The sequence below is a fragment of the Kribbella sp. ALI-6-A genome, from assembly GCF_001984195.1.
In the GTDB taxonomy this organism is placed as follows: Bacteria; Actinomycetota; Actinomycetes; order Propionibacteriales; family Kribbellaceae; genus Kribbella.
The window spans coordinates 459,892-486,180 of the sequence record NZ_MTQN01000012.1; the positions used below are offsets into that span (position 1 = coordinate 459,892).

26 protein-coding genes are annotated in these 26,289 nt (G+C 70.8%); 10 read left to right on the forward strand and 16 right to left on the reverse strand.

Annotated elements, in window-relative coordinates:
- Nucleotides 1-46: 46 nt before the first annotated feature.
- The 4 genes from BWI15_RS28710 to BWI15_RS28725 all read right to left on the reverse strand — a co-directional run bounded on the left by BWI15_RS28710 (nucleotide 47) and on the right by BWI15_RS28725 (nucleotide 3,850).
- A complete protein-coding gene (locus BWI15_RS28710; RefSeq protein ID WP_077017675.1) occupies nucleotides 47-1,720 on the reverse strand; it encodes an alpha-amylase family protein in 1,674 nt (557 codons plus the stop codon).
- Nucleotides 1,717-2,685, reverse strand: coding sequence for a TIGR03885 family FMN-dependent LLM class oxidoreductase (locus tag BWI15_RS28715; RefSeq protein WP_077017676.1), 969 nt, complete (start codon nucleotides 2,683-2,685; stop codon nucleotides 1,717-1,719). Before BWI15_RS28715 ends, BWI15_RS28710 begins: the two co-directional genes overlap by 4 nt.
- Nucleotides 2,686-2,791: 106 nt before the next feature.
- Nucleotides 2,792-3,547, reverse strand: coding sequence for a GAF and ANTAR domain-containing protein (locus BWI15_RS28720; RefSeq protein WP_077017677.1), 756 nt, complete (start codon nucleotides 3,545-3,547; stop codon nucleotides 2,792-2,794).
- A gap of 96 nt (nucleotides 3,548-3,643) precedes the next feature.
- Nucleotides 3,644-3,850, reverse strand: coding sequence for a CDGSH iron-sulfur domain-containing protein (locus tag BWI15_RS28725; RefSeq protein WP_077017678.1), 207 nt, complete (start codon nucleotides 3,848-3,850; stop codon nucleotides 3,644-3,646).
- A gap of 66 nt (nucleotides 3,851-3,916) precedes the next feature.
- On the opposite strand from BWI15_RS28725, the gene BWI15_RS28730 reads away from it, so the two are divergent.
- The 4 genes from BWI15_RS28730 (at nucleotide 3,917) to BWI15_RS28745 (ending at nucleotide 8,104) form a co-directional block, all read left to right on the forward strand.
- On the forward strand, nucleotides 3,917-4,882 hold the full coding sequence (locus tag BWI15_RS28730; RefSeq protein WP_077017679.1) for an iron-containing redox enzyme family protein: 966 nt from the start codon (nucleotides 3,917-3,919) through the stop codon (nucleotides 4,880-4,882).
- A 47-nt stretch (nucleotides 4,883-4,929) separates the two neighbouring features.
- Entirely contained in the window at nucleotides 4,930-5,733 is an 804-nt protein-coding gene (locus BWI15_RS28735; protein WP_077017680.1) for a S1 family peptidase, read from the forward strand.
- 137 nt (nucleotides 5,734-5,870) lie between these two features.
- Nucleotides 5,871-7,451 (forward strand): flavin monoamine oxidase family protein, encoded by a 1,581-nt coding sequence (locus BWI15_RS28740; protein ID WP_077017681.1) that lies wholly within the window; start codon nucleotides 5,871-5,873, stop codon nucleotides 7,449-7,451.
- Nucleotides 7,448-8,104, forward strand: coding sequence for a Rid family hydrolase (locus BWI15_RS28745; protein ID WP_077017682.1), 657 nt, complete (start codon nucleotides 7,448-7,450; stop codon nucleotides 8,102-8,104). The genes BWI15_RS28740 and BWI15_RS28745 overlap by 4 nt, the downstream gene beginning before the upstream one ends.
- Here the strand turns inward: BWI15_RS28745 and aceB are convergent.
- Nucleotides 8,086-9,657 carry a malate synthase A gene (aceB, locus tag BWI15_RS28750; protein WP_077017683.1) on the reverse strand — a complete coding sequence of 524 codons (1,572 nt, stop codon included), beginning with the start codon at nucleotides 9,655-9,657 and terminating at the stop codon, nucleotides 8,086-8,088. The two genes, BWI15_RS28745 and aceB, sit on opposite strands and share 19 nt — an antisense overlap.
- 145 nt (nucleotides 9,658-9,802) lie before the next feature.
- Here aceB and BWI15_RS28755 point away from each other — a divergent pair, with 145 nt between their 5' ends.
- Nucleotides 9,803-10,828: a LacI family DNA-binding transcriptional regulator gene (locus tag BWI15_RS28755; protein ID WP_077017684.1), complete on the forward strand. Its 1,026-nt coding sequence runs from the start codon at nucleotides 9,803-9,805 to the stop codon at nucleotides 10,826-10,828.
- A 15-nt stretch (nucleotides 10,829-10,843) separates the two neighbouring features.
- Here BWI15_RS28755 and BWI15_RS28760 read toward each other — a convergent pair whose 3' ends face one another.
- From BWI15_RS28760 to BWI15_RS28770, 3 genes are read right to left on the reverse strand one after another with little or no spacing between them, the layout of a single operon-like run.
- The gene (locus BWI15_RS28760; protein WP_077017685.1) at nucleotides 10,844-11,941 is read right to left on the reverse strand and encodes a hypothetical protein; all 1,098 of its coding nucleotides are present in this window, start codon (nucleotides 11,939-11,941) and stop codon (nucleotides 10,844-10,846) included.
- A gap of 60 nt (nucleotides 11,942-12,001) precedes the next feature.
- Complete coding sequence (locus tag BWI15_RS28765) at nucleotides 12,002-12,865, reverse strand: LLM class F420-dependent oxidoreductase (protein WP_077017686.1); 864 nt, start codon at nucleotides 12,863-12,865, stop codon at nucleotides 12,002-12,004.
- Nucleotides 12,862-13,425, reverse strand: a complete 564-nt coding sequence (locus tag BWI15_RS28770; RefSeq protein ID WP_077017687.1) for a TetR/AcrR family transcriptional regulator — start codon at nucleotides 13,423-13,425, stop codon at nucleotides 12,862-12,864. The genes BWI15_RS28765 and BWI15_RS28770 overlap by 4 nt, the downstream gene beginning before the upstream one ends.
- A 70-nt stretch (nucleotides 13,426-13,495) precedes the next feature.
- Between BWI15_RS28770 and BWI15_RS28775 the strand changes: the two genes are divergently transcribed.
- A complete protein-coding gene (locus BWI15_RS28775; RefSeq protein WP_077017688.1) occupies nucleotides 13,496-14,545 on the forward strand; it encodes a glycosyltransferase family 2 protein in 1,050 nt (349 codons plus the stop codon).
- Nucleotides 14,529-15,737: a hypothetical protein gene (locus tag BWI15_RS28780; RefSeq protein WP_077019368.1), complete on the forward strand. Its 1,209-nt coding sequence runs from the start codon at nucleotides 14,529-14,531 to the stop codon at nucleotides 15,735-15,737. Before BWI15_RS28775 ends, BWI15_RS28780 begins: the two co-directional genes overlap by 17 nt.
- Here BWI15_RS28780 and BWI15_RS28785 read toward each other — a convergent pair.
- On the reverse strand, nucleotides 15,706-16,293 hold the full coding sequence (locus tag BWI15_RS28785) for a TIGR03086 family metal-binding protein (protein WP_077017689.1): 588 nt from the start codon (nucleotides 16,291-16,293) through the stop codon (nucleotides 15,706-15,708). The two genes, BWI15_RS28780 and BWI15_RS28785, sit on opposite strands and share 32 nt — an antisense overlap.
- 96 nt (nucleotides 16,294-16,389) lie before the next feature.
- Between BWI15_RS28785 and BWI15_RS28790 the strand changes: the two genes are divergently transcribed.
- The 3 genes from BWI15_RS28790 (at nucleotide 16,390) to BWI15_RS28800 (ending at nucleotide 18,325) form a co-directional block, all read left to right on the forward strand.
- Complete coding sequence (locus BWI15_RS28790) at nucleotides 16,390-16,842, forward strand: SRPBCC family protein (protein WP_077017690.1); 453 nt, start codon at nucleotides 16,390-16,392, stop codon at nucleotides 16,840-16,842.
- A gap of 165 nt (nucleotides 16,843-17,007) precedes the next feature.
- Complete coding sequence (locus BWI15_RS28795) at nucleotides 17,008-17,973, forward strand: aldo/keto reductase (protein ID WP_077017691.1); 966 nt, start codon at nucleotides 17,008-17,010, stop codon at nucleotides 17,971-17,973.
- A 10-nt stretch (nucleotides 17,974-17,983) separates the two neighbouring features.
- Nucleotides 17,984-18,325, forward strand: a complete 342-nt coding sequence (locus tag BWI15_RS28800) for a YciI family protein (protein ID WP_077017692.1) — start codon at nucleotides 17,984-17,986, stop codon at nucleotides 18,323-18,325.
- A gap of 18 nt (nucleotides 18,326-18,343) precedes the next feature.
- Here BWI15_RS28800 and BWI15_RS28805 read toward each other — a convergent pair whose 3' ends face one another.
- The 7 genes from BWI15_RS28805 to BWI15_RS28835 form a co-directional block, all read right to left on the reverse strand.
- A complete protein-coding gene (locus tag BWI15_RS28805) occupies nucleotides 18,344-18,637 on the reverse strand; it encodes an antibiotic biosynthesis monooxygenase (protein ID WP_077017693.1) in 294 nt (97 codons plus the stop codon).
- Nucleotides 18,638-18,728: 91 nt separating this feature from the next.
- A complete protein-coding gene (locus BWI15_RS28810) occupies nucleotides 18,729-19,160 on the reverse strand; it encodes a GNAT family N-acetyltransferase (RefSeq protein ID WP_077017694.1) in 432 nt (143 codons plus the stop codon).
- 8 nt (nucleotides 19,161-19,168) lie between these two features.
- Nucleotides 19,169-20,323 carry a VWA domain-containing protein gene (locus tag BWI15_RS28815; RefSeq protein ID WP_077017695.1) on the reverse strand — a complete coding sequence of 385 codons (1,155 nt, stop codon included), beginning with the start codon at nucleotides 20,321-20,323 and terminating at the stop codon, nucleotides 19,169-19,171.
- Nucleotides 20,323-22,509, reverse strand: coding sequence for a DUF5682 family protein (locus BWI15_RS28820; protein ID WP_077017696.1), 2,187 nt, complete (start codon nucleotides 22,507-22,509; stop codon nucleotides 20,323-20,325). The genes BWI15_RS28815 and BWI15_RS28820 overlap by 1 nt, the downstream gene beginning before the upstream one ends.
- On the reverse strand, nucleotides 22,509-23,591 hold the full coding sequence (locus BWI15_RS28825) for an ATP-binding protein (protein ID WP_077017697.1): 1,083 nt from the start codon (nucleotides 23,589-23,591) through the stop codon (nucleotides 22,509-22,511). Before BWI15_RS28825 ends, BWI15_RS28820 begins: the two co-directional genes overlap by 1 nt.
- On the reverse strand, nucleotides 23,588-24,979 hold the full coding sequence (locus tag BWI15_RS28830; protein ID WP_077017698.1) for a DUF5691 domain-containing protein: 1,392 nt from the start codon (nucleotides 24,977-24,979) through the stop codon (nucleotides 23,588-23,590). The genes BWI15_RS28825 and BWI15_RS28830 overlap by 4 nt, the downstream gene beginning before the upstream one ends.
- Nucleotides 24,976-26,283, reverse strand: coding sequence for an SWIM zinc finger family protein (locus tag BWI15_RS28835; RefSeq protein WP_143465937.1), 1,308 nt, complete (start codon nucleotides 26,281-26,283; stop codon nucleotides 24,976-24,978). The genes BWI15_RS28830 and BWI15_RS28835 overlap by 4 nt, the downstream gene beginning before the upstream one ends.
- Nucleotides 26,284-26,289: the final 6 nt, after the last annotated feature.

Below are 26,289 nucleotides of genomic sequence, written 5' to 3' on the forward strand. Positions count from 1 at the left end.
CTGACACCGGCCCCGCGCGAGACGCGCGGGGCCGGTGCTGTGCTGCTCAGAGGATGTAGCGGTCCCCCGGCTGAAGGATGCGGAACCAGCGGCAGCCGTAAGGCTCCAGCTCCAGCTGAACCGTTCCGTCCTCGGCGACCTCGGCAGCGTTCGACTGCAGCAGATCCACCGCCCGTACGCCGACCCCGGTACCGGCCACCGCGAGCGTGACCGTGGCCGGCTCGTCGGCGAAGTTGTGCACGGTGACGACGGTTCCGCCCTCACACTCCGTGCGGTGCGCGAAGACCGACGGCGACTCGTGCTCCAGCACCGTGCAGTCACCCCAGGACAGCTCGGGCGTCTCCCGGTAGCGCTGGATCAGCAGCTTGATCCAGTTCAGCAGCGAGTCCGGGTCCTTGCGCTGCGCCGCGACGTTGACGTGCTCCGGCGACAGCTCCCCCTCGACGACCAGGCCGGCCAGGTCGGCCGGGTCCGCGGTCGAGAACCCGCCGGTGGGCCCGTCCGTCCACTGCATCACCGTCCGGACGGCGTTGCGTCCCTCGGCGTCCAGGTTCTCGCCCATGCCGATCTCCTCGCCGTAGAAGAGCACCGGGGTGCCCGGCAGGGAGAAAAGCAGGCTGTAGACCATCTTGAGCCGGCGCAGGTCGTTGCCGAGCATCGGTGGCAGCCGGCGGCGCAGACCCCGGCCGTACAGCTGCATGTTCTCGTCCGGGCCGAAGGCGGCGAACACCTCGTTGCGCTCGTCGTCGGTGAGCTTGTCCAGGGTCAGCTCGTCGTGGTTGCGCACGAACGTGCCCCACTGCGCCTCCTCCGGCGGAGCGGGCCGCTCACGCAGCGCCTTGACCAGCTCGGCCGGGTCCTGCCGCGCCAGCGACAGGTACATCTTCTGCATGCCGATGAAGTCGAAGCACATGGTCAGCTCGTCGCCGTCCTCGTCCCCGAAGAACTGACGAGTCTCCTTGTACGGCAGGTTGACCTCGCCGAGCAGCACCGCCTGCCCGTTGCGCCGGCTCAGGAAGGCCCGCAGGTCACGCAGGTAGTCGTGCGGGTCGGGCAGGTTGGCGGCGTCCGTCGAGCCGGCGGTGTCGATCAGGAACGGCACCGCGTCCACCCGGAAGCCGGAGATCCCCAGCCGCAGCCAGAAGCCGATCACCCGGATGATCTCGTCCCGCACCTCCGGGTTGGCGATGTCCAGGTCCGGCTGGTGCTTGTAGAACTGGTGCAGGTAGTACTGCCCGGCCTGCTCGTCGTACTGCCACAGGCTGTCCTCCTGGTCGGGGAAGACGACCCCCTCCGAGGCGTTCGCCGGCGGCTCGTCGCGCCAGACGTACCAGTCCCGGTACGGCGACTCGCGGGAGGCCCGGGCGCTCTGGAACCACGGGTGCTGGTCGGAGGTGTGGTTGACCACCAGGTCGGCGATCACCCGCATTCCCCGGTCCTGCGCCAGCGTGATCAGTTCGACCAGGTCACCGTGCGTGCCGAGCCGCTTGTCGACGCCGTAGAAGTCGGTGATGTCGTAGCCGTCGTCGCGGTCCGGCGTCGGGTAGAACGGCATCAGCCACAGGCAGGTGACGCCCAGCTCGGCCAGGTGGTCGATGCGCTGCGACAGGCCGCGGATGTCGCCGCGGCCGTCGCCGTCGGTGTCGAAGAAGGTCTCGATGTCCAGGCAGTAGACGACGGCGTTCTTCCACCAGACGTCGGCGGTCCGGGTCAGTCTCACGGGCGGGTCACCTCCAGTTGCGGCAGCACCTTGGTGCCGAACACGTCGACGAACTCGGACTGCTCCTGGCCGACGTGGTGCAGGTAGATCGCGTCGAAGCCGAGGCCGGCGTACTGGTTCAGCCACTCCGCGTGCCGGCCCGGGTCCGAGGAGATGTGCACGGTCTTGTGCATCGCCTCCGGCGGGACGTGCTCGGCGGCCAGGTCGAACGAGTCGGCCGTGTCGACGTCCCAGCAGAACGGCGGCGGGAAGACGTTGCTCCGCCACTGGTCGTGGGCCAGCGCCAGCGCCTCCTCGTCGGTGGAGGCGTAGCTCAGATGCACCTGCAGGCAGACCTTGCCGCGCCCACCCGCCTCCTTGTACGCCGTGATCAGCCGGCGCAGGTGGTCGTGCTCGGCGTTGACGGTGATCAGGCCGTCGGCCCACCCGGCGCACCACCGCGCCGTGGCTTCCGACACGGCCGCACCGAGCAGTGCGGGTGGTTCGTCCGGGCGGGTCCAGAGCTTCGCCCGGTCGACGGTGACCAGGCCGTCACTGCTGACCTCTTCGCCCTGCAGCAGTCGGCGGATCACGTCGACCGACTGCTCCAGCCGTTGGGTCCGCTGCTCCTTGCGGGGCCAGGGGTCGCCGGTGATGTGCTCGTTGCTGGCCTCCCCGGTGCCGAGCGCGGCCCAGAACCGTCCCGGGTACATCGACCCGAGCGTGCCGATCGCCTGGGCGATGATCGCCGGGTGGTAGCGCTGGCCGGGTGCGTTCACCACACCGAAGGTCAGCCCGGTGGCCTGCAGCGCGGCGCCGAGCCAGGACCAGGCGAAGCCCGACTCGCCCTGCCGCGCGCTCCACGGGCTGAAGTGGTCCGAACACATCGCCGCGGTGAAGCCGGCTTGTTCCGCCCGCACCACCGCGTCCAGCAGGCCGGCGGGCGGGACCTGTTCGTGCGAGGCGTGAAAGCCGTAGACAGTCATACCCGTCTCCGTGCCCGCCGCACCGCCGCGCCACACCCCTCCGGGCGGTTTTCACCCCACCGGCGGGTGCCTCACCATCCTGCAGGGGCCGAGCAGACCGCAGTGGCTAGGGCTTTCCGGCGCCGTGGTGCAGGTGGCGCTGTGACTTCGCGTTGGCGGACTCGACCAGGCTGCTCGCGACCTCACGAAGCTTGACGTTGCCGGACTGCGACAGGCGGGCCAGGAAGGCGAAGGCGCGGTCCGCGTCGAGCGTGTACCGCTCCATCACGATGCCGACCGCCTGACCGATCACGTTGCGGGTGGCCAGCGCCTGCGACATCGTCTCGTCCTGCTTGGCCCAGCCCATCGCCACCGCGAGCTGGCCGGCGAACAGGCTGGCCAGATACACCGAGTCGTCGTCGATGCCGTAGGGCTCGGTGCAGTACAGGTTGAGCGCGCCGCGGGCGTGCGGCTCGGCGCTGAACTGGAAGGCCAGGTGGGCGCCCAGACCGAGGGCCGCGGCCTTCGGGCCGAAGTCGGGCCAGCGGGGGTCGGTGGCCAGGTCAGCGACCATCACGACCGGCTCGCCCAGCGCGGCGTCCAGGCAGGGTCCTTCGTGCAGCTCGTACTGCAGGTGGTCGGCGCGGATCGCCAGCGGGCCGGTCGGCGCGAGGGTCTCGATCCGGCCGTCCTTGCGGGTCAGCGAGATGCTCGCCTCGACGATGCCGGGCACTGTCTCGGCGGCGCCACGGGTGATCACCTGCAGCGTCTCGTCCAGGTCCATCGGCGCCTGCATCGACGAAGCGACGTCGGCCATCACGTCGGCCAACTGCTGCAGCGGCGGTGGCGCGGGCCGCTCTGCCTGTAGTGGAACCGACTCCATCGTGGACCTCCTCGCGAAGACGCCGAGCCCCCCAGCGGTCGGCCTACCTCGCAAGTGTGCAGCACGCGGCCGGAAAAAGCCGAGTTCGGCCGCAGCTCAGCTGCCGGGGCGGGGCCCGCGGCGGGCGAGGGTGTGACTGCCGTCGCACAGCGGCTTGAGCGCGGAGCGACCGCACCGGCACAGAGCGATGGTGCCGCGCTCGGGCGTGATCTCCCGGCCCTCCTCGTCCAGCAGGGCGAAGTCGCCGCGTACCAGCAGCGGGCCGTCCGGATAGGCGCGGATCACGGTCTCGGAGTCGTCCATGCGGCCCCGGTACCCATCGGCATGAACCGGGGTACTGGACTGGCAGCCAGTTCAAAGGAGCACTGAATGCAGCTTCCACCCCCTCGCGGGCCACTCAGCGGATGGGTGATTGATCACCTACGCGGCGGCAGCGGTCCGGCCCCGCGGACCCTTGGCAGCCCGACCGACGACGACTTCCAGCTCGCGCTGTGGTGCTGCTACGAGCTGCATTACCGCGGATTCGCCGAAGCCCCGCCGGACGCCGAGTGGGACACCGAACTCCTCACCTTCCGGGCCGAGCTCGAGCAGGTGTGGACCGAGTGGCTGCAGGCGCTGTGCGCACCGGAGCCCTCGGCAACCGAACCGGTCGCGACCCAGCTGCGCGCCCTGATCGACGCCGACGACGGCCCCTCGCTGGCGGCGTACCTGCACCGGCACGCGACGCTCGAGCAGTTCCGCGAGTTCGTGCTCAACCGCTCGGTCTACCAGCTCAAGGAGGCCGACCCGCACAGCTACGGCATTCCCCGCCTGGACGGCGCCGTGAAGGCCGCGCTGGTGGAGATCCAGGCCGACGAGTACGGCGGCGGCCGGCCCGAACGCATGCACGCCGAACTGTTCCGTACGACGATGCGCTGGCTCGGCTTGAACGACACCTACGGCCATTACGTGCCGGAGGTGCCCGGCGTCACGCTGGCGCTGTCCAACGCGATGTCGCTGTTCGCGTTGCACCGCCGCTGGACCGGCGCGCTGCTCGGCCATCTGGCGGCCCTGGAGATGACCTCCACGACGCCGAACCGCCGGTATGCCAGCGGCGCCGTCCGCCTGGGTGCGACCGAGGAGCAGGCCCGCTACTTCACCGAGCACGTCGAGGCGGACGCCGTCCACGAGCAGATCGCCGCCCACGACCTGTGCGGCAAGTACGCCGAGCAGCACCCGGAGGCGGTCGGCGACATCCTGTTCGGGGCGAGCTGCTGCCTGGCGCTGGACAACCTGGTCGCCGAGCACCTGCTGGCCGCGTGGGGTGTCGAGCAGGAAGGACAGGTCGCCAGCTGAGGCGTTGCGGTTCGCGATCGAACGCATACGGAGAGTAGGTTCTTCGCATGATGAAGCGAGCCGTGGCGATCGCCGGCGTACTGGTCCTCACGATCTCGGGAGTGGCGACCGCAGCGACGCACCAGCCGGGGCAGGAGAGCACGGACCGCAGTCTGATCGTCGGTGGCACGCTCGCGGCACTGTCGGAGGCCCCCTGGACGGTTGCCGTCACCAACTCGCGGTCGTCGCACTCCAGCGGCCGCTGGTGCGGCGGCGCGCTGGTCCGGCCGAACAAGGTGCTGACCGCGGCGCACTGCATGACCAAGCCGATCGGGACCTACACCGTTGTCCAGGGCCGAGCCGAGCTGCGGGACCGCTCGGCGGGCCGCATCTCGAAGGTCAGCAAGGTGTGGATCCACCCCGGCTACGACACCAAGCTCAACCGCTACGACTTCGCCGTGCTCACGTTGAGCACCCCGATCACCGGCGTCCCGCTGATCGCGCTGGAGACCAACCCGAAGGCCGACCGCCGAGGCGTCGTACCGACCGTGTTCGGCTGGGGCGACACGCGGGACACCGGGCCCGACGCCACCTTCCACAAGCTGGCCGTGCCGGACCTCGGCGACGCCACCTGCCTGGCCAACGAGGAGTACGTCGGCAACGGGTACGCCGCCGCGAGCAACGTCTGCGCCGGCTACCTGAAGGGCGGCAAGGACGCCTGCCAGGGCGACTCCGGTGGCCCACTGGTGCTCAACGGCCGCCTGCTCGGCACCGTCTCCTGGGGCAAGGGCTGCGCCGAGGCCGGCTACCCCGGCGTCTACGCCGAGGTCGCTTCGGCCGCCGCAGCACTGAAAGCCCAGTTCGGCAAGTGATTCATAACAGGTTCGTCAGCCGGTAACAATACTGACCGGTCCGATCCGGGCCGGTCACTGAACCGATATAGCGGCGAAACGGCCACTGACTACCTTCCTGAGCAGCTACTTCCAGAGCTGCTCAGTGAGGAGACGGTATGGCCCAGACCAGGAGGCAGTTCCTCCAGCAAGTCGGTGTCACCGGCGGCGCCGGCGTGATGTACTCCGCGATGGGTGCGCTCGGCCTGGCCGGCACCGCCGAGACCCCCGCGTACGCCGCCCCGGCGCGGATCGAACTGGACGGCCGCGGCCGCAAGCACGTGGTGATCCTCGGTGCGGGAATCGCCGGCCTGACCGCGGCGTACGAGCTCGGCAAGGCCGGGTACCAGGTGACGTTGCTCGAGGCCCGCAAACGGCCCGGTGGCCGGAACTGGACGGTGCGCAACGGGACCGAGGAGAAGGACCTGCACGGCCACACCCAGCGAGCCCGCTTCTCCTCCGGGCAGTACATGAACGCCGGCCCCGGCCGGATCCCTCAGCACCACGTGACGCTCGACTACTGCCGCGAGCTCGGCGTCGCGATCGAGCCGTTCGTCAACCAGAACGCCGATGCCTACCTGTACCGCGAAGGCACCACGGCCCTGTCCAACAAGCCGATCCGGCACCGCACCGCCAAGGCGGACGTCTACGGCTACGTCTCCGAACTGCTCGCCAAGGCCACCGACCAAGGCGCGCTCGACTCCGCCTTGACCGCGACCGACAAGGACGCGCTGATCAGCTTCCTGCGTAGCTTCGGCGCGATCGGCGCGAAGGCCGACGGGTTCGCCTACACCGGGACCGACGGCCGGCGCGGGTACGTCGTCGAGCCCGGCGCCGGACTCGAGGGCGGCACCACCGCCGCGCCGTACGGGCTCAGTGACGTGCTGGCCAGTGGGGTCGGCAACTACTTCTCGTTCGAGTTCGGCTGGGACCAGGCGATGATGATGTTCCAGCCGGTCGGCGGGATGGATCGGATCCCGTACGCGTTCGAGCGGGCGATCGGCCGGGAGAAGTTCGTCTACGGCGCCCAGGTGCTCGGGCTGCGCAACACCACCGAGGGCGTCACCGTCGTCTACAGCACCGGGTCCCGGCCACGGGAACTGAAGGCCGACTTCGCGATCTGCGCGCTGCCGCCGCACATCGCCGCGACCGTTCCGTCCAACCTGCCGGCGAACGTGCTCGCCGCGCTGCGCTACGCGCGGCCGACGAACGCGGGCAAGATCGGCATCGAGTACTCCCGGCGCTGGTGGGAGCAGGACCACCGGATCTACGGGGGCATCACCAACAGCAATCTCGACCTGGTCAACACCTGGTATCCGTCCAGCGGCTTCCACGGTGAGCGCGGCACGGTGATCGGCTACTACAACACCGGCGCCAACGCCACGGCGTACGGCGCGCTGAGCCCGGCCGCGCGGCTCGATCGCGCACTGAGCCAGGGCGCCAAGATCCACGGCGACGTGTACCGCCAACAGGTGAAGGCGTCGTTCTCGGTCGACTGGGCCGGGACCGAGTACTCCCGCGGCGCCTGGGTCGGCTGGACGTCGCAGACCGACGGCACGTACGCCGACCTGCTCGATGCCACCGGCAACATCTACTTCGCCGGTGACCACCTCAGCCACGCCATCGCCTGGCAGCACGGCGCGATGGTGTCGGCCCGGGCGACCGTGACCGCCCTGCACACGAGAGTGACCAGCCGATGAAACACAAGCTGCTCGCCGGGTTCGCCGTCGTCGCCCTCACGTTCACCGCGGGCGCGTCCACCGCCGCCGGCTGGTGGGACCGGCCGAAACCGCCACGCCCCGGCACCGTCGTCCCGGCGCTGCCGGCCGGTCAGGCCAACCCGATGATCGCCAGCGGCGTCGGCATCGGGGCGAACACCGCCATCTACAAGACGTCCGGCCTCGGCCCGTCGGCGCTGAACACCGCAGCCCCGGCGGGCAGCGAGGCGTCCTACATCGACACTGCGGTCTTCCCCGGCGGCACGCTGCCGGCCGGAGTCACGATCACCGAAGCGCAGGGCATCAACGTGCTGCGCCGGATCGGGGAGAACCTGCAAGCGGCCGGCCTGTCCTACGACGACGTCTACACGATGCGGGTCTTCCTGCAGAACCCGGCCGGCGCGACCACGGCCGACTTCGCCGGCTGGAACCGCGCCTACCGCCAGTACTTCGCCAACACCGACCTGACCACCGGCAAGTTCGTCCCCGTCCCGCTCGGGACGGCCGCGCCCGCCAAACCCTTCGTGGTCAACAAGGCACGCCCGTCCCGCTTCGCCCTCGAGATCGAGAACCTGCCGGTCGGCGGCTGGCTGGTCGAGGTGGAGGTCGACGCCGCCTACGGCATGCGCTCGTAGGCCGGGAGGGTGAGGAAATCGACGTACTCCTCGGCCGTGGCGACGTCCAGGAAGGTCTGCCGGGCCTCGGCGTAGGCGGTGGGATCGTCGCCCAGCTTGGCGATCTCCTCGTCGGCGATGGTTGTGACGAGTTCCGTGGTGACCGTGGCGCCGGTGTCCAGCACGACGCCGTTGCGCCGCCACTGCCAGATCTGTGAACGCGAGATCTCGGCGGTGGCGGCGTCCTCCATCAGGTTGAAGATGCCGACGGCACCGGTCCCGCGCAGCCAGGCGGCCAGGTACTGGATCGCGACGCTGACGTTGTTGCGCAGTCCGGCCTCGGTCACCTCGCCCGGCGTCGCGGCGACGTCGAGCAGCTGGTCGGCGGTGACCTCGACGTCCTCGCGCAGCTTGCTCAGCTGGTTGGGCGCGGACCCGAGCACCTCGTCGAAGGCCGCCCGGCAGGTCTGCACCATGCCCGGGTGCGCGACCCACGAGCCGTCGAAGCCGTCGGCGGCCTCGCGCTTCTTGTCCGCCTCGACCTTGGCGAAGGCCTGCTCGTTGACCGCCGGGTCCTTGCTCGGAATGAACGCCGCCATCCCGCCGATCGCGTGCGCGCCGCGCTTGTGGCAGGTGCGGACCAGGAGCTCGGTGTAGGCCCGCATGAACGGCACCGTCATCGTGACCGAGTTGCGGTCCGGCAGCTGGAAGTCGGCACCCCGGTCGCGGTAGGTCTTGATCACGCTGAACATGAAGTCCCAGCGTCCCGCGTTGAGTCCGGCCGAGTGCTCGCGCAGCTCGTACAGGATCTCCTCCATCTCGAACGCCGCCGGGAACGTCTCGATCAGCACCGTCGCCCGGATCGTGCCGCGCGGGATGCCGAGGAACTCCTGGGCCAGCATGAACGCGTCGTTCCACAGCCGCGCCTCGAGGTGCGACTCCATCTTCGGCAGGTAGAAGTACGGCCCCTGCCCGCGGTCGAGCTGGAGCTGCCCGCACGCGGTCAGGTAGAGCGCGAAGTCGACCAGGGATCCCGACGTGCGCTCCCCGTCGACCAGCAGGTGCTTCTCCGGCAGGTGCCAGCCCCGCGGCCGGACCACGATCGTGGCCAGCTCGTCGTCCGGCTTCAGCGCGTACGACTTGCCGGCCTCGCTGGTGAAGTCGATCTTCCGGGTGATCGCGTCGAGCAGGTTGAGCTGGCCGCCGATCACGTTCTCCCACAGCGGGGTGTTCGCGTCCTCGTGGTCGGCCAGCCAGACCTTAGCGCCGGAGTTCAGCGCGTTGATCGTCATCTTCCGGTCGGTCGGGCCGGTGATCTCGACCCGGCGGTCGACCAGCCCGGGCGCCGGGTCGGCCACCCGCCAGTCCGGGTCCTCGCGTACCGCGGCGGTCTCGGCCAGGAAACCGAGCGACCCACCCGCGGCGATCTCCTCGACCCGCGCCCGGCGCCGTTCCAGCAGCTCCAGGCGGCGTGGGTTCAGCGCGCGGTGCAGCCGCTCGATCAACTCGAGCGCTCGCTCGCTGAGGATCTCGTCGTACCGCTCGTGTTTCGGTCCGGTGACCTCGACTGCCACAACAGCTCCTCTCCTCGACGCCGGTCACTGCGTGACCGGTGATCCGGTTCATCTCGACCGTAGTGCACAACTTCCGACGGCTGCTCGGCGGCGACGGACCGAACCGTTCAGTAGGGTTCGGGTCCGACGACGAGGGGAGACGGGGATGAGTCGTCCGCTCACCAGCAAGGACCTGGCGCGGCTGGCCGGGGTGTCGCAGGCGACCGTCTCACGGGTCCTGACCAACAGCCCGAAGGTCACCCCGCAGACCCGGGCCCGGGTGCTGCGGGTACTCGAGGAGGCCAACTACACGCCGAATGCGCTGGCCCGCGCGATGAAGACCGGCCGGACCGGCACGATCGGGGTGTTCGTGACCCGGGTGACCAGCCCGTTCCACGCCCAGCTGCTGGACGAGATCGGCCGGGGGCTCAGCGCGGCCGGCCTGCACATGATCCTGTGGAACATCGAGCACGAGCAGCCTGAGTCGCTCGGCACGATCCTGCAGCAGCGCCTGGTCGACGGCTTCATGGTGACGTCGGCGTCGTACGCCTCACCGTTACACACGATGGCGCTCGACTCCGGCACGCCGACGATCCTGCTGCACCGCGGCATCGACGGGCTGGACTGCGACCAGGTCGTCGGTGACGACCGGCAGGGCGCGTACGACGCCGGCCGGTACCTGGTCGAAGCCGGGCACACCGAGATCGGGCTGGTGCGGCTCGAACACACCGGCAACACCTCGCGCGACCGGGAGCGCGGATTCCGCGCCGCGCTCGCCGACGCCGGCGTACCGCTCAGAGATCGCAACGTGGTCACCACCGGGGTGTCGCACGCCGCCGGTCACGCGGCCGCCCGGAAGTTGCTGTCGGCCCGTAAACCGCCGACCGCGCTGTTCACGCTGACCGACTTGCTCGGGTTCGGGATTCTCGACGGCGCGCGGGCGCTCGGCGTCCGGGTGCCGGACGACCTCTGGGTGATCGGCTACGACAACACCGAGCTGGCCGGGTGGGAAGCGTTCGACCTGACGTCGGTCGAGCAGCCGGTACCCGGGATCGTCGCGACCGGGATCGAGCTGCTCCGCCGCCGGATCGCCGAGCCGGAGCGCCCGACCGAGATCGTCACGCTGCCCTGTCCCCTGGCCGTTCGTGGCTCAACCGCCAACACACCTGTTGGGTGGGCCTCGGAGCCCTGAGCGCGGCCCGCGGGGTCATGAGCCGAGCAGAAGTGGTTCGGTCGAAAGCGGCAGGGTCCGCTCGCACCGGCCGGTGCTGATCGCGCAGCGGACCAGGGTGGATCGGCTGCCCGGGCTCGCGCGGTCGTGCCAGGCGAGCAGCAGGTGGTCGTCGTCCTCGGCACGCAGGTCCTGGAAGGCCGGGGCGGTCCAGGATCTGAGTGGCTTGCCGGTTGTCGGGTCCAGCGGGAAGACCCGCTCCGGTCCGAACGGGAAGTCGCCGGGTGGAGTTCCGATGGCGTAGGCGCCCGTGGGGCTGAAGCCGGTGACCGTACGCTCGCAGGTCAGCCAGCGTTGGCGTCCGGTGGCGGTGTCGGTCAGTGCCGTACAGGTGCCGCTGTCGGTGCGGACCACCAGGTTGGCCGACTGCGAACCGTCCGCGGACACGGCGGCGGGCTGGACCGCCTTGCCGAGCAGGTGCACGGTGCCGTCGATGTCCCAGCGGTAAAGACTGGGCTGAGCTTCTGCTGTGGCTGCGGAGCGGAAGTAGACCTTCCGTCCGGCGACGCGGAGCACCTCGAGGCCGTAGCCGTCCTTACGGGCGAGGGTCGCGGTGGGCTCACTGCCGGGGCCTTGGAACCAGAGCTTGCCGCCTGGGCGCCACTCGGTCAGGTTGCCGGCGGCGTACGCGGCGGACTGGCCGTCGATGCTGGTCGCGAGGGAGTCCACGCCGGGGATGCGGTTGACCTGGCGGGCTTCGGCGTCCAGGACGATCAGGGCGGTGGTGTTGTCGGGCTGTCGCTGGAGGGTGAAGGTGGTGTCCCAGAGGCGGGCGGCGGCGACGATCTCGGCCGAGCCGGGGACGGTGATCGGGCCGCCGACGGCGGAATGCACGGTGCGGGCGCGGACGTAGGTGAGTTGCGGTGCGGCGCCGGTGGGCAGCTTCGCGGCGTTCACCGCTGCTGGAGTCACAGTCACTGGTGAAGAGATTGTGGGTACCGCCGCGCCCAGCGGGGCGGCGGTCGCGTCCTGCGGGCTGGGAGACACCTGGGTGGCGAGCAGCGCGCCGACAGCCACGGCGATCACCGCGACAGAGGCCACGCTCACGACCAGCAGCCGGTACCTGGTCACCACGCGCGCCTCCTCCACGTCGGACTACGACGCCGCCCGGCGGCGGTTTGTTCGCCCGCGGGCTCAACTCTCCCGCAGCAACGGCAGGACGTCGCGCAGCACGGCGGCGTGGTCGGCCGGCGACTTCAGGCCCATGCCCATCGTGTTGACGCCGAGATGCGTCGCGCCGATCTCCCGCCAGCCCCGCACGAACGCCGGCCAGTCCGCCTCGGGCAGGCGGCCGAGGCTGAGTCGCGCCTCGAAGCCGATCTCCGCCGGGTCGCGGCCCGCCTCCACGGCGTACTGGCGGATTCGCTCGACGCAGGCACGGGCCTCGTCGTCGGGCGCGCTCTGCGGCATCCAGCCGTCGCCGATCTCCCCGGTCCGGCGCAGCACGGCCTCCGCCGAACCGCCGAACCAGATCGGGATCCGGCGACCCGGCAACGGGTTGAGGCCGGCCTCCTCGACCTGGTGGAACTTCCCGTCGTACGAGATCACCGGGTCGGCCCAGAGCTTGCGCAGCAGGTCGACCTGCTCCTCGAGCTTGGCGCCCCGCTGCTTGAAGGGCACGCCGAGGGCGTCGTACTCGACCTGGTTCCAGCCGATGCCGACGCCGAGCCGCAGCCGGCCGCCGCTGAGCACGTCGACCTCCGCCGCCTGCTTGGCGACCAGAGCGGTCTGCCGCTGCGGCAGGATCACCACCCCGGTGACCAGTTCGAGCTCGGTGGTCACCGCCGCCAGATAGCCGAACAGCACAAAAACCTCGTGGAACAAGGACTTGTCGGTGTACCCCGTCCAGCCCGGCCGATGCTCCGGACTCGCGCCGAGCACATGGTCGTAGGCCAGCGCGTGCGTGTATCCGGCCGACTCGACGGTCTCCGCCCAGGACCGCACCACCGCCGGGTCACTACCGATCTCGAGCTGGGGAAAGACGGCACCGATCCTCACAGCGCTACTCCTCGCAGTAGTTGGACGATTCCTTGCACCGCCTGCTCGAACGGTTCGTCGTCGTCGGCGGCCCGGGCGAGCACGTAGCCGCCTTGCAGCACGGCGGCGATCGTGGTGGCGGTGGCGACCGGGTCCAGGGCCGGCGGGAACTCGCCGGACTGTTTGCCTTCAGCAAGGATCTCGGCGAGGCGCTCGCGGATCCGGCCCAGGGTGGCTTCGACGGGGGCGCGCAGGGCGGGGTCGGCCATCACGTCCGGGTCGGCGGTGAGGCGGCCGATCTGGCAGCCCCTGAGGACGTCGCGGTCGCGGCGCAGGTACCGGGTGATGCGCTCGACCGCCGTACCGGGACCGGACAGCTGTTCCTCGGCGGCCGCGGTGAGCTCGGCGGCGGACCGCTCGATCGCCGCCTTGGCCAGCTCGGCCTTGCCGGTGAAGTGGTGGTACATGCTGCCCTGGCCGGCCTCGGCCGCGGCCTGGATCGCCTTCGGGCTGGTGCCGACGTAACCTCGCTCCCAGAGCAGCTGCTGCGTGCTCCGGATCAACCGCTCCACTGTCTCCACCCGATCCACTGTACTCAGAGGTACAGCCGGAATGGCCTCGGCGGTACGGCGAGCGCTAGTCTCGGTCGGCATGAGCACCTCCGTCGCGATCGCCGTGATCACCTTCCGGCGACCCGAGCTGCTGAAGGATCTGCTGGACAGTCTGCAGGCCCAGGAGCTGCCCGCGGACAGCGACTACGCCGTCCGGATCGTCGTGGTGGACAACGACGCGGCCGGTTCGGCGGGTGAGGTGATCGCTGCCGCGGCAGCGACCGGCCCGTACCCGGTGGAGTCCGCGATCGAACCGGAGCCGGGGATCCCCTTCGCCCGCGAGAAGTCGGTGCAGCTGTGCTGGAACGACGACGCGCTGATCTTCGTCGACGACGACGAGGTCGCGCCCCCGGGCTGGCTGGCGACGCTGCTCGGCGCCTGGGAGAGCACCGGCGCGGACGTCGTCACCGGCCCCGTCCAGGGCACCCTCCCGCCGGACGCCCCGGCCTGGAACCGCTACAGCGACGTGCACGACTCGACCGGCAAGCACAAGACCGGCGACGTGCTGAACAAGGCCTACACGAACAACACGCTGGTCGCGCAGCAGGTGTACCACCAGGTCACGCCGGCCTTCCACCCGGCGTTCCGGTTCACCGGGTCGAGCGACCTGCACTTCTTCCTGCGCGTGCACCAGGCCGGGTTCCGGATCGTGTGGTGCGAGGAGGCCCGGATCACCGAGGACGTGCCGGCCTCCCGGACGACGCTGCGCTGGCTGGTCCGGCGCGCCTTCCGGTCCGGCAGCGGCGACAGCATCTCCCGGGTGCTGATCCGGCCGGGCGTGGCCAGCATGCTGACGGCGCTGGCCTATGCTCTGGCGCGGATCGGCTCGGCCTTCGGCTACGGCCTGGCCGGTCTGGTGCTCGTACGCAAGACCTATCTGCTGAAGGCCGTTCGCCGGTTCTTCTCGGGCATCGGCAGCCTCGCGGGCATAGTAGGGATCAACCATGACGAGTACCGGGAACGGCACCACACCGACGGTGGCGACGCTGTGCCACGCGATCTGGCAGCTGGAGAAGGAGCTGGATCTGCTGAGCTGGCGGATCCAGGGCGCCCACCCGTGGCCGATCATCCGGATGCGCGTCTTCCATGAGCTGACCAAGCGCGCCGGCATCCACGGCGAGCCGCACCCGGTCCGCCGGACCCGCTCGGACAAGGCCCGGCTGGTCGGCAAGCACGTCGCCGGCGTGGTCGGCAAGAACCCGTTCCTGACCTCCGGCGCGTACGACGCGCTGGTGGTGCCGCACCCGCGCAAGCCCGGCGGCATCGAGATCTACACCGACAAGCTGCGGGCCGAGCTCGGGTCGTCGGCGCTGGTGCTGGACTCCGGCATCAACGGGACCCCGCTGGCCGGCAGCCGCAACCTGGACTTCTTCACCTCCGCCGCCGGCGCGGTCCGCAGCCGCTCGGTCGACGCCCGGGCCACCACGATCGCCAACGCGCTCGAGGCGCTGACCGGCGTCAAGGTGCCGATCGGCGCGCTGGTCGCGCGGGAGATCCCCAAGCACCTGCGGCTGCGCACGCTCTACCGCGCGCTGCTGCGCCGGCACCGGATCAAGACCGTGTACTCCGTGGTGTCGTACTTCCACCAGCACATCACCGGCGCGGCCCGCGACCTCGGCGTACCGGTGGTCGAGCTGCAGCACGGCGCGATCAGCCCGTACCACCTCGGCTACAGCTACCCCGGCAGCCCGGTGGTGCCCGACCAGCCGGACGAGCTGTGGTGCTTCGGCTCGTACTGGACGACGGTCGCGGAGCTGCCCGCGGGGATGTCGACCGCGGTGATCGGGGCGCCGTTCCTGCCGCCGGCCGATCCGGCCCTGAAGATCGGCGAGCAGGTCCTGTTCCTGTCGCAGGGCACGATCGGGCCGGAGCTGCTGGACTTCGCGGTCGCGTTCGCGGCGGCCCGCCCGGAGCTGGACGTCGTGTTCCGGCTGCACCCGAGCGAGCACCTGACGGACTACCGGGTGCCACCGGACAGCAAGGTCCGGCTGTCGGCGGGATCGGCGGAGTCGACCGTCGAGCTGCAGCGGGCGGCGGCGTACCAGGTGGGTGTCTCGACGACCGCGCTGTTCGAGGGCATGGCACTGGGCTGCCGTACGGCGGTGGCCGAGCTGCCGGGACACGAGTACCTGCAGCCTGTCGTCGAGCTCGGCGACGCCCTCCTGGCTCCTGACGCGGCGACGCTGGCCGCCCGGCTCGACGAGGCGCCGGTGTGTGCCGACAGCTCGGTGTACTACGCGGCCGACCAGCTCAGCGCCGTACTGAAGGATCCCTCCCGATAAGGCCGAGCAGGCGGTCCTGCAGCGGCGCGTCGGCCGGGACCGGGACCTCCGGGCCGAACACCTCGACACCGGGGCCGAAGGCACCGGGAGTCCGGTAGCGCTTCATCAGGTCGACCGGGATGGACGTCGTACTGCGCCAGAGGCGCTCGACGTCGTCCGGGTTCATCGTCTCGTCCTGGCCGGTCGCGCGGGCCAGGTCCCAGCCGTGCAGGACCAGGTCGTCGCTGACCACTTGGTCGACGTGCTGCTCGGCGGTCATCCTGCCGATCGGGGTGTCGACTTCCTGACCGGCCAGCTCGGGGTTGTCGAGCACTTCCTGCACCGCCGCCCGCGCCTCCTGGAACGCGCGCAGCGGGTCGTCGTTCACCTGCGTACCGAACGCGCGACCACCAGGGCCCAGCATGTAGCCGTGCATCCCGACGATGTGATCGACGACGTCCCGGGCGGTCCACCGCGCGCACGGTGACTGGTTGGACCAGGCGTCCGGCGGTACGGCGGCGATCCTGCGCTCGAACTCCGCGGCGCGCCGGCGGTAGCGGTCGGCGATCTCCTCCATTCGCCCACCCTGCCACCGCCACGAGCTGAATCAAATGGTCTAGGCCGTGACAATCCGGGTACCGGGAGAACTCGGACAGCAACGAGGAGGTCAGTGATGAGTGGCATCACGCAGTCGGTGGACGTCGACGTCCCGGTCACGACGGCGTACAACCAGTGGACGCAGTTCGAGTCCTTCCCGGAGTTCATGGAAGGGGTCGAGCAGGTCCGGCAGCTCGACAACACCCACACCCACTGGGTGACGAAGGTCGGCGGCCAGACCCGCGAGTTCGACGCCACGATCACCGAGCAGCACCCCGACGAGCGGGTCGCCTGGAAGTCCGACTCAGGGCCGCAGCACGCCGGTGTGATCACCTTCCACCAGCTCGAGCCGGCCAAGACCCGGGTGACCGCTCAGATCGACATCGACCCCGAGGGCTTCCTGGAGAAGGTCGGCGACAAGCTCGGCGTCGTCGAGGGCCGGGTCAAGGGCGACCTGCAGCGGTTCAAGTCGTTCATCGAGTCCCGCGGCAGCGAGACCGGAGCGTGGCGGGGCGACGTCCCGCGCTGAGTGTGCCGGCGCGCGGTGGTGACCGGCGCGCCCGGCTGTGCCGGTACGTGGTGGTGACCAGCGTGCCCGGCTGAGGCGTACGTCCGCCGCGGATGCGTGGCCGGCGTGCTCCACCCCCATCGAGACTCCTCCGGAGTGTCGGTGGGGGCTTTTATCGTCGGTGCCATGCGGATGGTCGAGCTTGGTCGAAGTGGACTGAAGGTCAGCCGGCTGGGACTGGGACTGGCGTCGCTGGCGGGAATGTTCGCCCCGGTGCCGGAGTCGCAGGCGGTGGCGACCATCGACCGGGCCTGGGAGCTGGGGATCCGGTTGTTCGACACCGCGCCCGTCTACGGATACGGATTGTCCGAGCAGCGAGCGGGCCTCGGCCTGCGCGGGCGGCCGCGCGACGAGTACGTGCTCTGCACGAAGGTCGGCCGCCTGCTCGAACCAGGCGGGACCGACCTGCAGCCGATCTGGGTCGAGCCACCGGCCGGCCTCGGGCCGCGCCTGGACTACTCGTACGACGCGGTGATGCGCTCGTTCGAGGACAGTCTGCAGCGGATGGGCATCGACCGGGTCGACATCCTGCACATCCACGACCCGGAGCTCGACTTCGCGGCCGCCTCGACGTCGGCGCTGCGGGCGTTGGTCGAGCTGCGCGACCGGGGCACGATCCGGGCGCTCTCGCTCGGCATCAACCACGCCGACGTCGCGGCACGCTTCCTGCGCGAGGCGGCGACGACGCCCGACTGCGTCCTCTTGGCCGGGCGCTACAGCCTGCTCGACCAGTCGGCCACCGTCGAGCTGCTGCCACTGGCTCACCAGCTCGGCGTCTCGATCATCGGCGCCGGAGTCTTCCAGGGCGGACCGCTCGCGGCGTCCCGGCCGTCGGTCGGCTATCCCCCACTGGCACCCGAAGCGGCCGCGCGCCTCGACCAGCTCCGCGCGATCAGCGACCAGTACGACGTACCGCTGCCGGCCGCCGCGCTGCAGTTCCCGCTGGCGCATCCGGACATTCCGGCGGTGGTCGTCGGGGCGCGGACGCCCGCGGAGATCACCGAGGTGGCCGGGTATCTCGACCAGGCCATTCCCCCGGCGTACTGGCGGGCGCTGGAAAAGGCCGGGCTGATCCCGCTACGGTCGAGCTGAGGAGGCACCGATGCGCTTCGCGCTGCTGCACAAGACCAACGACGCACTGGAGGCCGGCCAGGCGCCGGACCCGGAGATGCTCGCGCGCGCCGACGAGGTGCTGGAGGAGATGCGCCAGGCGGGCGTGCTGCTCAGCGCCGACGGTCTGCTGCCCAGCGCCCACGGCGCCCGCATCGCGTTCGCCGACGGCTCACCCCGGGTGCTCGACGGCCCGTTCACCGAGACGAAGGAACTGATCGCCGGCCTGTCGATCATCCGCGTCAACTCCCGCGACGAGGCCGTCCAGTGGGCGCTCCGCTTCGCCGAGGTCGACCCCGGCACCGAGATCGACATCCTGCAACTCGCCGACTGACCCGGGCCGGCCGTCGGCTCACTCGGATTCGGCGAGCACGCCTTCCTCGGCGGTGACCAGCGCGTCGATCGCGGCGAAGAAACGGGCGATGCCCGGCAGGTTCGGCCCCTTGGCGCGGCTGGCGGCGTAGTCCTCACTGGTCGCCCACTCGACGATGTCGAGCCACTCACCGTCCGGCAGCTGGACGAGTCGGGCCGACAGGAAACCCGCCCGGTCGGCGGCGAAGTCGGCCAGCATGGCGGGGCGGGCGGCCAGCAGCTCGGCGGTCTTGCCGGCGGAAACCGTGAAGCGAGTCAGTTCGACAGCAGTCATGGTCACAGTCCTTGATAGTCATTATTGGTGACTATAGTGAATCACGCCCGCGCGGCGATCTCCAGGCCGGCATCGTCATTGCCGGGTGCAACTAAAGGGTCAGGTGCAGCAGCGGGTACGGCTTGCCGGTGCCGTCTCGCTCCGACCGGCCGGCGACCGTGAACCCGTGGTGCAGGTAGAAGCCGACCGCCTGCGGGTTCTGCTCGTTCACGTCGACCGCTGTCACGCCGAAGACCCGGCGCGCATGGTCCAGCAGCAGCGTCCCACCGCCCAGCCCGCGCGCGTCCGGAGCCAGGAACAGCATTTCCAGCTTGCCCGCGGCGGCTCCGGCGAACCCGAGCAACCGGCCGTCGTCGTCCCGCAGGCCGGCCAGGTGCTCGAGCTGCCCGAACGCCGCGGCGACCAGCGGGCGGAGCACGTCCAGGTCGGCCTCGGTGACGAAGTCGTGGGTCGCGCGGACCGACGACTCCCAGATCCGCGTCGCCTCGGCGTACTCGTCGGGATGGATGCCGGTGATCTTCATCGGCCCATTCAATCCGACAGGTTCGTCGCGGCCCACTGACCGATGTCCTCGCGGCGGATGGCGGTGGCCATCAGGTCGGGGAACAGGTCCGGGGTGCAGGCGAACGTCGGGACGCCGAGGTCCGCGAAGGCGGCGGCGTTGTCGGCGTCGTACGACGGGGCGCCGGAGTCCGCCAACGCCAGCAGGGCGACGACCTGGACTCCGGATTCGACCAGCGAGCGGGTACGGCGCAGCAGGTCCTCGCGATTGCCGCCCTCGTACAGGTCGCTGATCAGGACCAGGACGGTTTCGGCGGGACGCGCGACGAGCGTCTCGCAGTACGCGAGCGCGCGGTTGATGTCCGTGCCGCCGCCGAGCTGCGTGCCGAACAGGACGTCGACGGGATCCTCGAGCTGGTCGGTCAGATCGACGACCGCGGTGTCGAAGACGACCAGGCTGGTCCGCACCGTGCGCAGCGATCCGAGCACGGCGCCGAACACGCTCGCGTAGACGACCGACTCGGCCATCGAGCCGGACTGGTCGATCGCCAGCACGATGTCGCGCTGGACGCTGTGGTTGCGCCGGGCGTAGCCAACCAGGCGGTCCGGGACGATCGTGCCGAGCGCCGGCGAGAAGTGCTTGAGGTTGATCCGGATCGTCCGGTCCCAGTCGATGTCGGAGTGCCGCGGCCGAGCGGTTCGTCCGGCCCGGTCGAGCGCGCCGGTGACGGCCGCGCGGGTCCGTTCGGCCAGGCGCTTCTCCAGGTCGGCGACCACCCGGCCGACCACTTCGCGCGCGGTCTGCTTGGTCTCCTCGGGCATCACCTCGTTCAGCGCGAGCAACGTGCTGACCAGGTGGACGTCGGGCTCGACCGCGTTCAGCAGTTCGGGCTCCATCAGCATCCGGGTGATGCCGAGCCGCTCGACGGCGTCGCGCTGCATCACCTGCACGACCGAACTCGGGAAGTACCCGCGGATGTCGCCCAGCCACCGCGCGACGCGCGGCGCCGACGACCCGAGCCCGGCCGAGCGCTTGGTCCCGGGCTCACCGCGCTCCGCGTCGTACAGGGCAGCCAGCGCCGCGTCGACGGACTGGTCGGTCTTCGACAACGAGGTGCCGGTCTCGGGATCCGCTTCGCTGCCCAGGACCATCCGCCAGCGCCGCAGCCGTTCGTCGTCGGGCATCAGACCTCCACCAGTGTCGATCGACCCAGCAGCCGGGCAACGGTCGGCAGCACCGACGCCGCCAGCTCCGCGTCCAGGTCATTGTCTTCGGCAACTACTTGGGTCACGCCGCCCAGCGCCCGCGCCCGGTCACCGATCGATCGCCGTTCCGGCTTCGCGAAGGTCCCGAAAGTCCTGCGCAGCAAGGGCAGCACCTCCAGGAACGCCTCGTCGGGAATCCCCGCCAGCCATCCGTCCACCAGGGCGAGCAACCGCTCGTCGTGCACCAGCAGCAACCCGCCGCCGGCCAGGAACCCCTCGACATAGCCCGCCGCCTCGACCGTCGGCGTCCCCGGCGACAACGCGCGCCCGAGCCGCAGCGCGACCTCCCCGGACTGCACTCGTGACGTGTCGAGCATCAGCCGCGTCAACCGTCCCGCGATCAACGGCGGCACCGACGTCCGGTCGCTCAGCCCCTCCAACGTGCGCAGCCACATCTCGCGCGACTCCTCCGACAGCAACGCCGTGGCATCCTGTACGCCGTCGATCAGCTCCAGCACCGACGCCGCCGCGTCCGGATCCAGCCCGTGCACCGTCCGTCCGAGCCCGGCGCAGACCCGGGCCACCATCCGCTCGGCAACGGCCGACAGTCCGGCGGTGTCGCTACCCCGGACGTCGCCGTACCGCGCCGAGCGCGCCAACGCCGGTAGCGCGGCCATCAGGTGCCCGACGTCCGCGTCCTTCGCCGCCCGGGTGTCGACGCCCGCGAGCAACGCCGGCAGGGCGTCGGCCAGGTTCGCGAGCAGGGACCGCTCGAGCGCCGACGTCACGTCGGCCAGCGTGGACGACTCCGCCGCGGCCGCGAGCATCTTGGTCGTCGCCGCGCCGAGCACCGTCGTACCGTGGGCGCCCGCGGCGACCAGATCGACCTCGAGTCCCGGATCCCAGGCCAGTTTCCACATCTCCCGGAAGGTGCCCTGCGACCGCCGGTCGTCCGCGGTCGGCACTCCCCAGTCGATGCCGAGAATCCTCAATCGGTGCAGCAGCTGCGACTTGTCCCGGTCGTTGTCCTTGCGCAGATCCAGGTCGATCACGCGCTCGGCCGGGTCGCGTTTGAGCCGCAGCCGGCGTGCTTGCGCGGCCAGGTCCGCGGCCACCGGAGCCTGCGGGGTGTCACCCGGCACGGTCCCGAGCAGCTCACCGACGACCGCTTCCCGTGTGACCAAATCCAGCAGTACGTCGTTCCCGCCACACAGTACGGCGCGGGTCGCCTCCGTCATTTCGCTGAGCCCGGCGAGTGGCCTTTCCCGCAACGCAGCAAGGGTTTCGGCCAGCCGCACCGCTTCGATCACGTGCGCGCTCGACACCGGCAGGTCCTCGTCGCGCAGGACGCGCGCGACCTTGGTCAGCCAGCGGGTGGTGATCTGGTCGGGCGCGGTGAACAGATGGTGGTACCAGCCCGGCGAGGTCACGCCCGCGCCGTACCCGCTCGCGTTGGCCAGCCGGCTGTGCGTCCACGGCACCCAGGTGCAGGCGACCTTGCGCTTCGGCAGTCCCTTCAGGATCCGCTGGTCGTGTGTTGCCGGGGGCAACGGTGCGGTCAGCGCCGGAACGTGCCAGGCGCCGCAGACCACCGCGATCCGCTCGAAGCCCTCCTTGATCGCCTTGCGCAACGTCTGCCGCATGTACGCCTCGCGCTGTGCCTCCCGACCGGTCGCCTGCTCGTCGCGGCGCAGTTCGCCCATCGCCTCCGCGATCACCGTGAACGGCTCGGCGCCGTCGCGCCGGTGCTCGATCACGTCGTCCCACCAGCGCTCCGGATCGTCGTACCCGCCGGCCGCCGCGAGTGTCGCGAGCGGATCGATCGAGGATCCCCGCTCCCGCTGCGACGACGCGAACTGCAGCGCGGCCGGCAGATCGCAGAACCGCACCGGTACGCCGCCGGCCAGCGCGAAGCGGATCGCCTGCCACTCCGGGCTGAACACCGCGAACGGCCAGAACGCCGCGCGCGTCGAGTCGTCCACGGCGTACGCCAGCAAGGCGACCGGCGGCACCATCTCGGGATCGGCGGCCAGCTCGACCACCTTGTCGGCCTCCGGCGGTCCCTCGATCAGCACGATGTCCGGTTGCAGGTCCGCCAGGGCGGCCACCAGCGCCCGGGCCGAACCCGGTCCGTGGTGCCTGATCCCGAACAGGTGGACGGACATCAGCTCAGGTCCCGGCACGCCCGGTAGAAGTCCGACCAGCCGTCGCGTTCGCGGACCACGGTCTCCAGGTACTCCGACCAGACCACCCGGTCGGCCGACGGGTCCTTGACGACCGCGCCGAGAATGCCGCCGGCCACGTCGTACGAGCGCAGCACGCCGTCGCCGAAGTGGGCGGCCAGCGCGAGACCGCCGGTGACCACGCTGATCGCCTCGGCGGTGGACAGCGTGCCGGACGGCGACTTGACCGCGGTCCGGCCGTCCTCGGTCCGGCCCGAACGCAGTTCGCGGAAGACCGTGACCACGCGGCGGATCTCGTCCAGCGCGCTGTCCTGCGGCGGCAGCTCCAGCGAGGCGCCGAGCTGGGCGACCCGGCGGGAGACGATCTCGACCTCGTCGTCGGCGGAGTCCGGCAGCGGCAGCACGACGGTGTTGAACCGGCGCCGCAGCGCGCTGGACAGCTCGTTGACGCCCTTGTCGCGGTCGTTCGCGGTGGCGATCACGTTGAAACCCTTGCGGGCCTGGATCTCGCCGGCCAGCTCCGGGATCGGCAGCGACTTCTCCGACAGGATCGTGATCAGCGCGTCCTGGACGTCGGACGGCATCCGGGTCAGCTCCTCGATCCGGGCGATCTTCGCCTCGGCCATCGCGCGCTGGACCGGGCTCGGGACCAGCGCGGCCTCGCTCGGTCCCTGCGCGATCAGCTGGGCGTAGTTCCAGCCGTAGCGGATCGCTTCCTCCGCCGTACCGGCGGTGCCCTGGACGAGCAGCGTCGAGTCGCCGCAGATCGCCGCGGCCAGGTGCTCGCTGACCCACGTCTTCGCCGTACCGGGGACGCCGAGCAGGAGCAGGGCCCGGTCGGTCGCCAGCGTCGCGACGGCCACCTCGATCAGGCGGCGCGGGCCGACGTACTTGGGCGAGATCTCGGTGTCGCCGGCCTTGCCGCCGAGCAGGTAGGTGACGACGGCCGCGGGTGACAGCTGCCACGCCGGTGGCCGGACTCGATCGTCCGTCGCCGCCAGAGCGGCCAACTCACCGGCGTACTCGTCCTCGGCGTGCGGCCGCATCACGGCGGTTGTGCTCATGACAGCTCCTCGTACATCTCGCGACGGAAGTTCAAGGTCTCCACCAGCCGCAGGCGCCAGGTGTCTTCCTCGCCGGTCGGCTCGCGGGTGATCGGATGGTGCAGGGCCTCAGGCGGTACGGCGCGAGCGGCGATGCTGGCCAGACGCGCCCAGCTCCTGGCGGTGCCGGCCTTGCTGAGCAGGTCCAGCACCAGTACGGCGAGCGGCACCGGCCAGGGGACGGGCAGTCCGCCCACCAGCTCGGACAGGTCGGTGGTCGTGCGCAAGTGCTCGAGGGCGGCGGGCCATTCCTCCTCAGGCAGCACCCTGAGCAGCTCGGACGTCCGGCCGTCGGTGGAGGCATCGCTGCGCAGCAGGGCACGGGCCCACTCGGCGTTCTGCTCCCGGACTGCCGCTTCCGCCCACGCGGCCTGCAGCACCTCGGCAGCTACGCCTTCCACCGGCAACTGGAGGACATCCGGAGCCGGCAGTGGAGCCGCCGCCACCAACTGCTTGAGCCACCAGGCCCTCCGACCGAGCCCTGGGTGTGCCTGCGGATCGATGCCGTCCCGCTCCATCGCCTTGGTGACGCGCTGCGGCAGAGTCACGGCCAGCACTCCCTGCGACTCGGTCAGGTGCGCCGCTACCCGCTCAGCCATCCGTACGCCGTACTGCGAGCCTTCGATGCGCGCCAGGAGGTCAGCCGCCAGGCGGCGGACGTCCTTGGACCTGTCGTCGAGCGCCGACTCCAAGAACTCTTCGTCCGCTCCGCTCAGACCGGCCTTGAGCGCACCCAGGAACTCCAACCGCGTCGCAGCGCTCTCGGTCGGCCACACCTCCCGCAGCGCCTCCAACGCAGCGGCCGGATCCCGCTCGCGCAACCGCCTGAACCACGCGCGCCGCTGCAGCGAGTTTCCGTGGGTCCACAGCTCGGGATCGTCGCTCACAGCCTCGTGCAGGAACCGCCACTCGGGATTCAGCTCGGCCAGCCAGGCAGCTCGCCGCCCGGCAGCTGCGATCACCAGCGGCCGGTACTCCGCTCGTCCGCGCGCGTAGTCCGCCAACGCCGGCAGGTGCTCGGGTGGAATCCCCCAGCCCTTCGCCTCCGCGACACGCAACCACTCCCCGAGCGCGGCGGTCTGGAACCCGGCCACCATCGCCGTCAGTCGCCGAATCGCGTTCGGCCGAGGCAACGGACGGTCCTCGCCCTCGGCGACGGGCAACGGCTCGATCCCTCGCAGCGGAAGGCGTCCCGCCCGTTTGTAGAGCGTCGCCAACGCGGCCGCGTCCAGCAGGCCGGCCTCGTCCGACAGTTGCTCACGGACGGCCGGCGGAAGGTCGTCGAAGGTCGGGGGCCGACGGTCGGTGCCGAGCAGCGCCGAGGACACCAGACCGTCCCAGCCCCTCACAGGATCACCGCTCGGTCGCCGTCCCAGACGGTCATCGGTCGGAAGCCGGCCCGGTTCCACTCACCGGCAACGGTGAGCGGACCGCCCGCGGAGACGGCGAGGAGCTTCCAGGGATCCACCGGGAGCAACTCCAAGGCGTCTCCCGCTGCGTCCACCAGAGCCCAGTTCGCGCCGTTGCGGGCCGGACGGACGTCCTGCAGGACCAGAGGCCACCGCTCGTTCCACGGATCCGCGGACAGCGAGTCCACGTACGAGGCCAGCGCCTGGCGAGCGGTCAGACCGGCGGGCCGCGAACCGGGCAGACGTGGAGCCGTCTGGGTGAGCAGGGCCCGGAGGGGCAGAGCACCGGGATAGAAGGACAAGACAGCAGGGAGCAACTCACCGGGTCGGGCCGGCAACGGATCCAGGCGACGGCCGCCGGGCGCGAACGCGAGGATCAGCGCCAGCCGGCCAGTCGTTGCCCCACGCAACCACAAGCGGCGCACGGTGAGCCGGTCGTCCGGCTCGACGACCCGGCCGAGCACCAGCCAGTCGTCCTCGACCTTCTCGCCGTCGGCCTGGACCCGGGCCGTCTCGACCGTCCACCCGATCCGCGTCTGCACGGTGTCGGCCATCGACGGCGGCAGCTCGGCCAGCCGGCTGTGTGCCGACACGGTCAGGTGGATCAGCGCCAGCTCCTCCAGCAGCTCCCCAGGCCACCCGTGTCCCCGGCCGACCACCCCAGCAGCACGCCGTACGGCGCCCGCGACGCCTGGCGCCTGCGCGTCGACCATCCGCGCGGCCAGTCGGCTCAGCTCCTCGTATCCCCTCTGCTCGAACCCACTGAGCCCCCGGCGTACCTGATCGTCCAGCCAGGCCTCCAGCTCGGCCATCCCCGCCGACACCCGATCGGCCCGGCGCGACGCACGTGCCTGCGCAGCCAGCGGATCAGCGACCTCGCCCGGCTTCTTCTCGGCCCGCTCAGCCGCCCGCTCGGCCCGCGTGCTCCGCTCGGCCAGCCACTTGTCGACCCACTCGGGCTCGTCCGCCGTGGGCAACCCTCCGGCAGCCCAGAGCAGCATCAGCCCCAGCGCGTGCTTGCACGGAAATTTGCGGCTCGGGCAAGAGCACCGAAAAGCCGGACCGCTCAGGTCGACCGTCGTCTGGTACGGCTGCTTGCCGCTGCCCTGGCAGTACCCCCACAGCGCGTGCTCGGAGCTCCCCGCGCCGGACCACTTGGTCACCCGCGCCTGGGCCTGCCCTGCTTTGGCGGAGGCAGGATCAGGCGCCAGAGCGAGCACCTGCTCCTCATCCCAAGGCCCCACGACGCT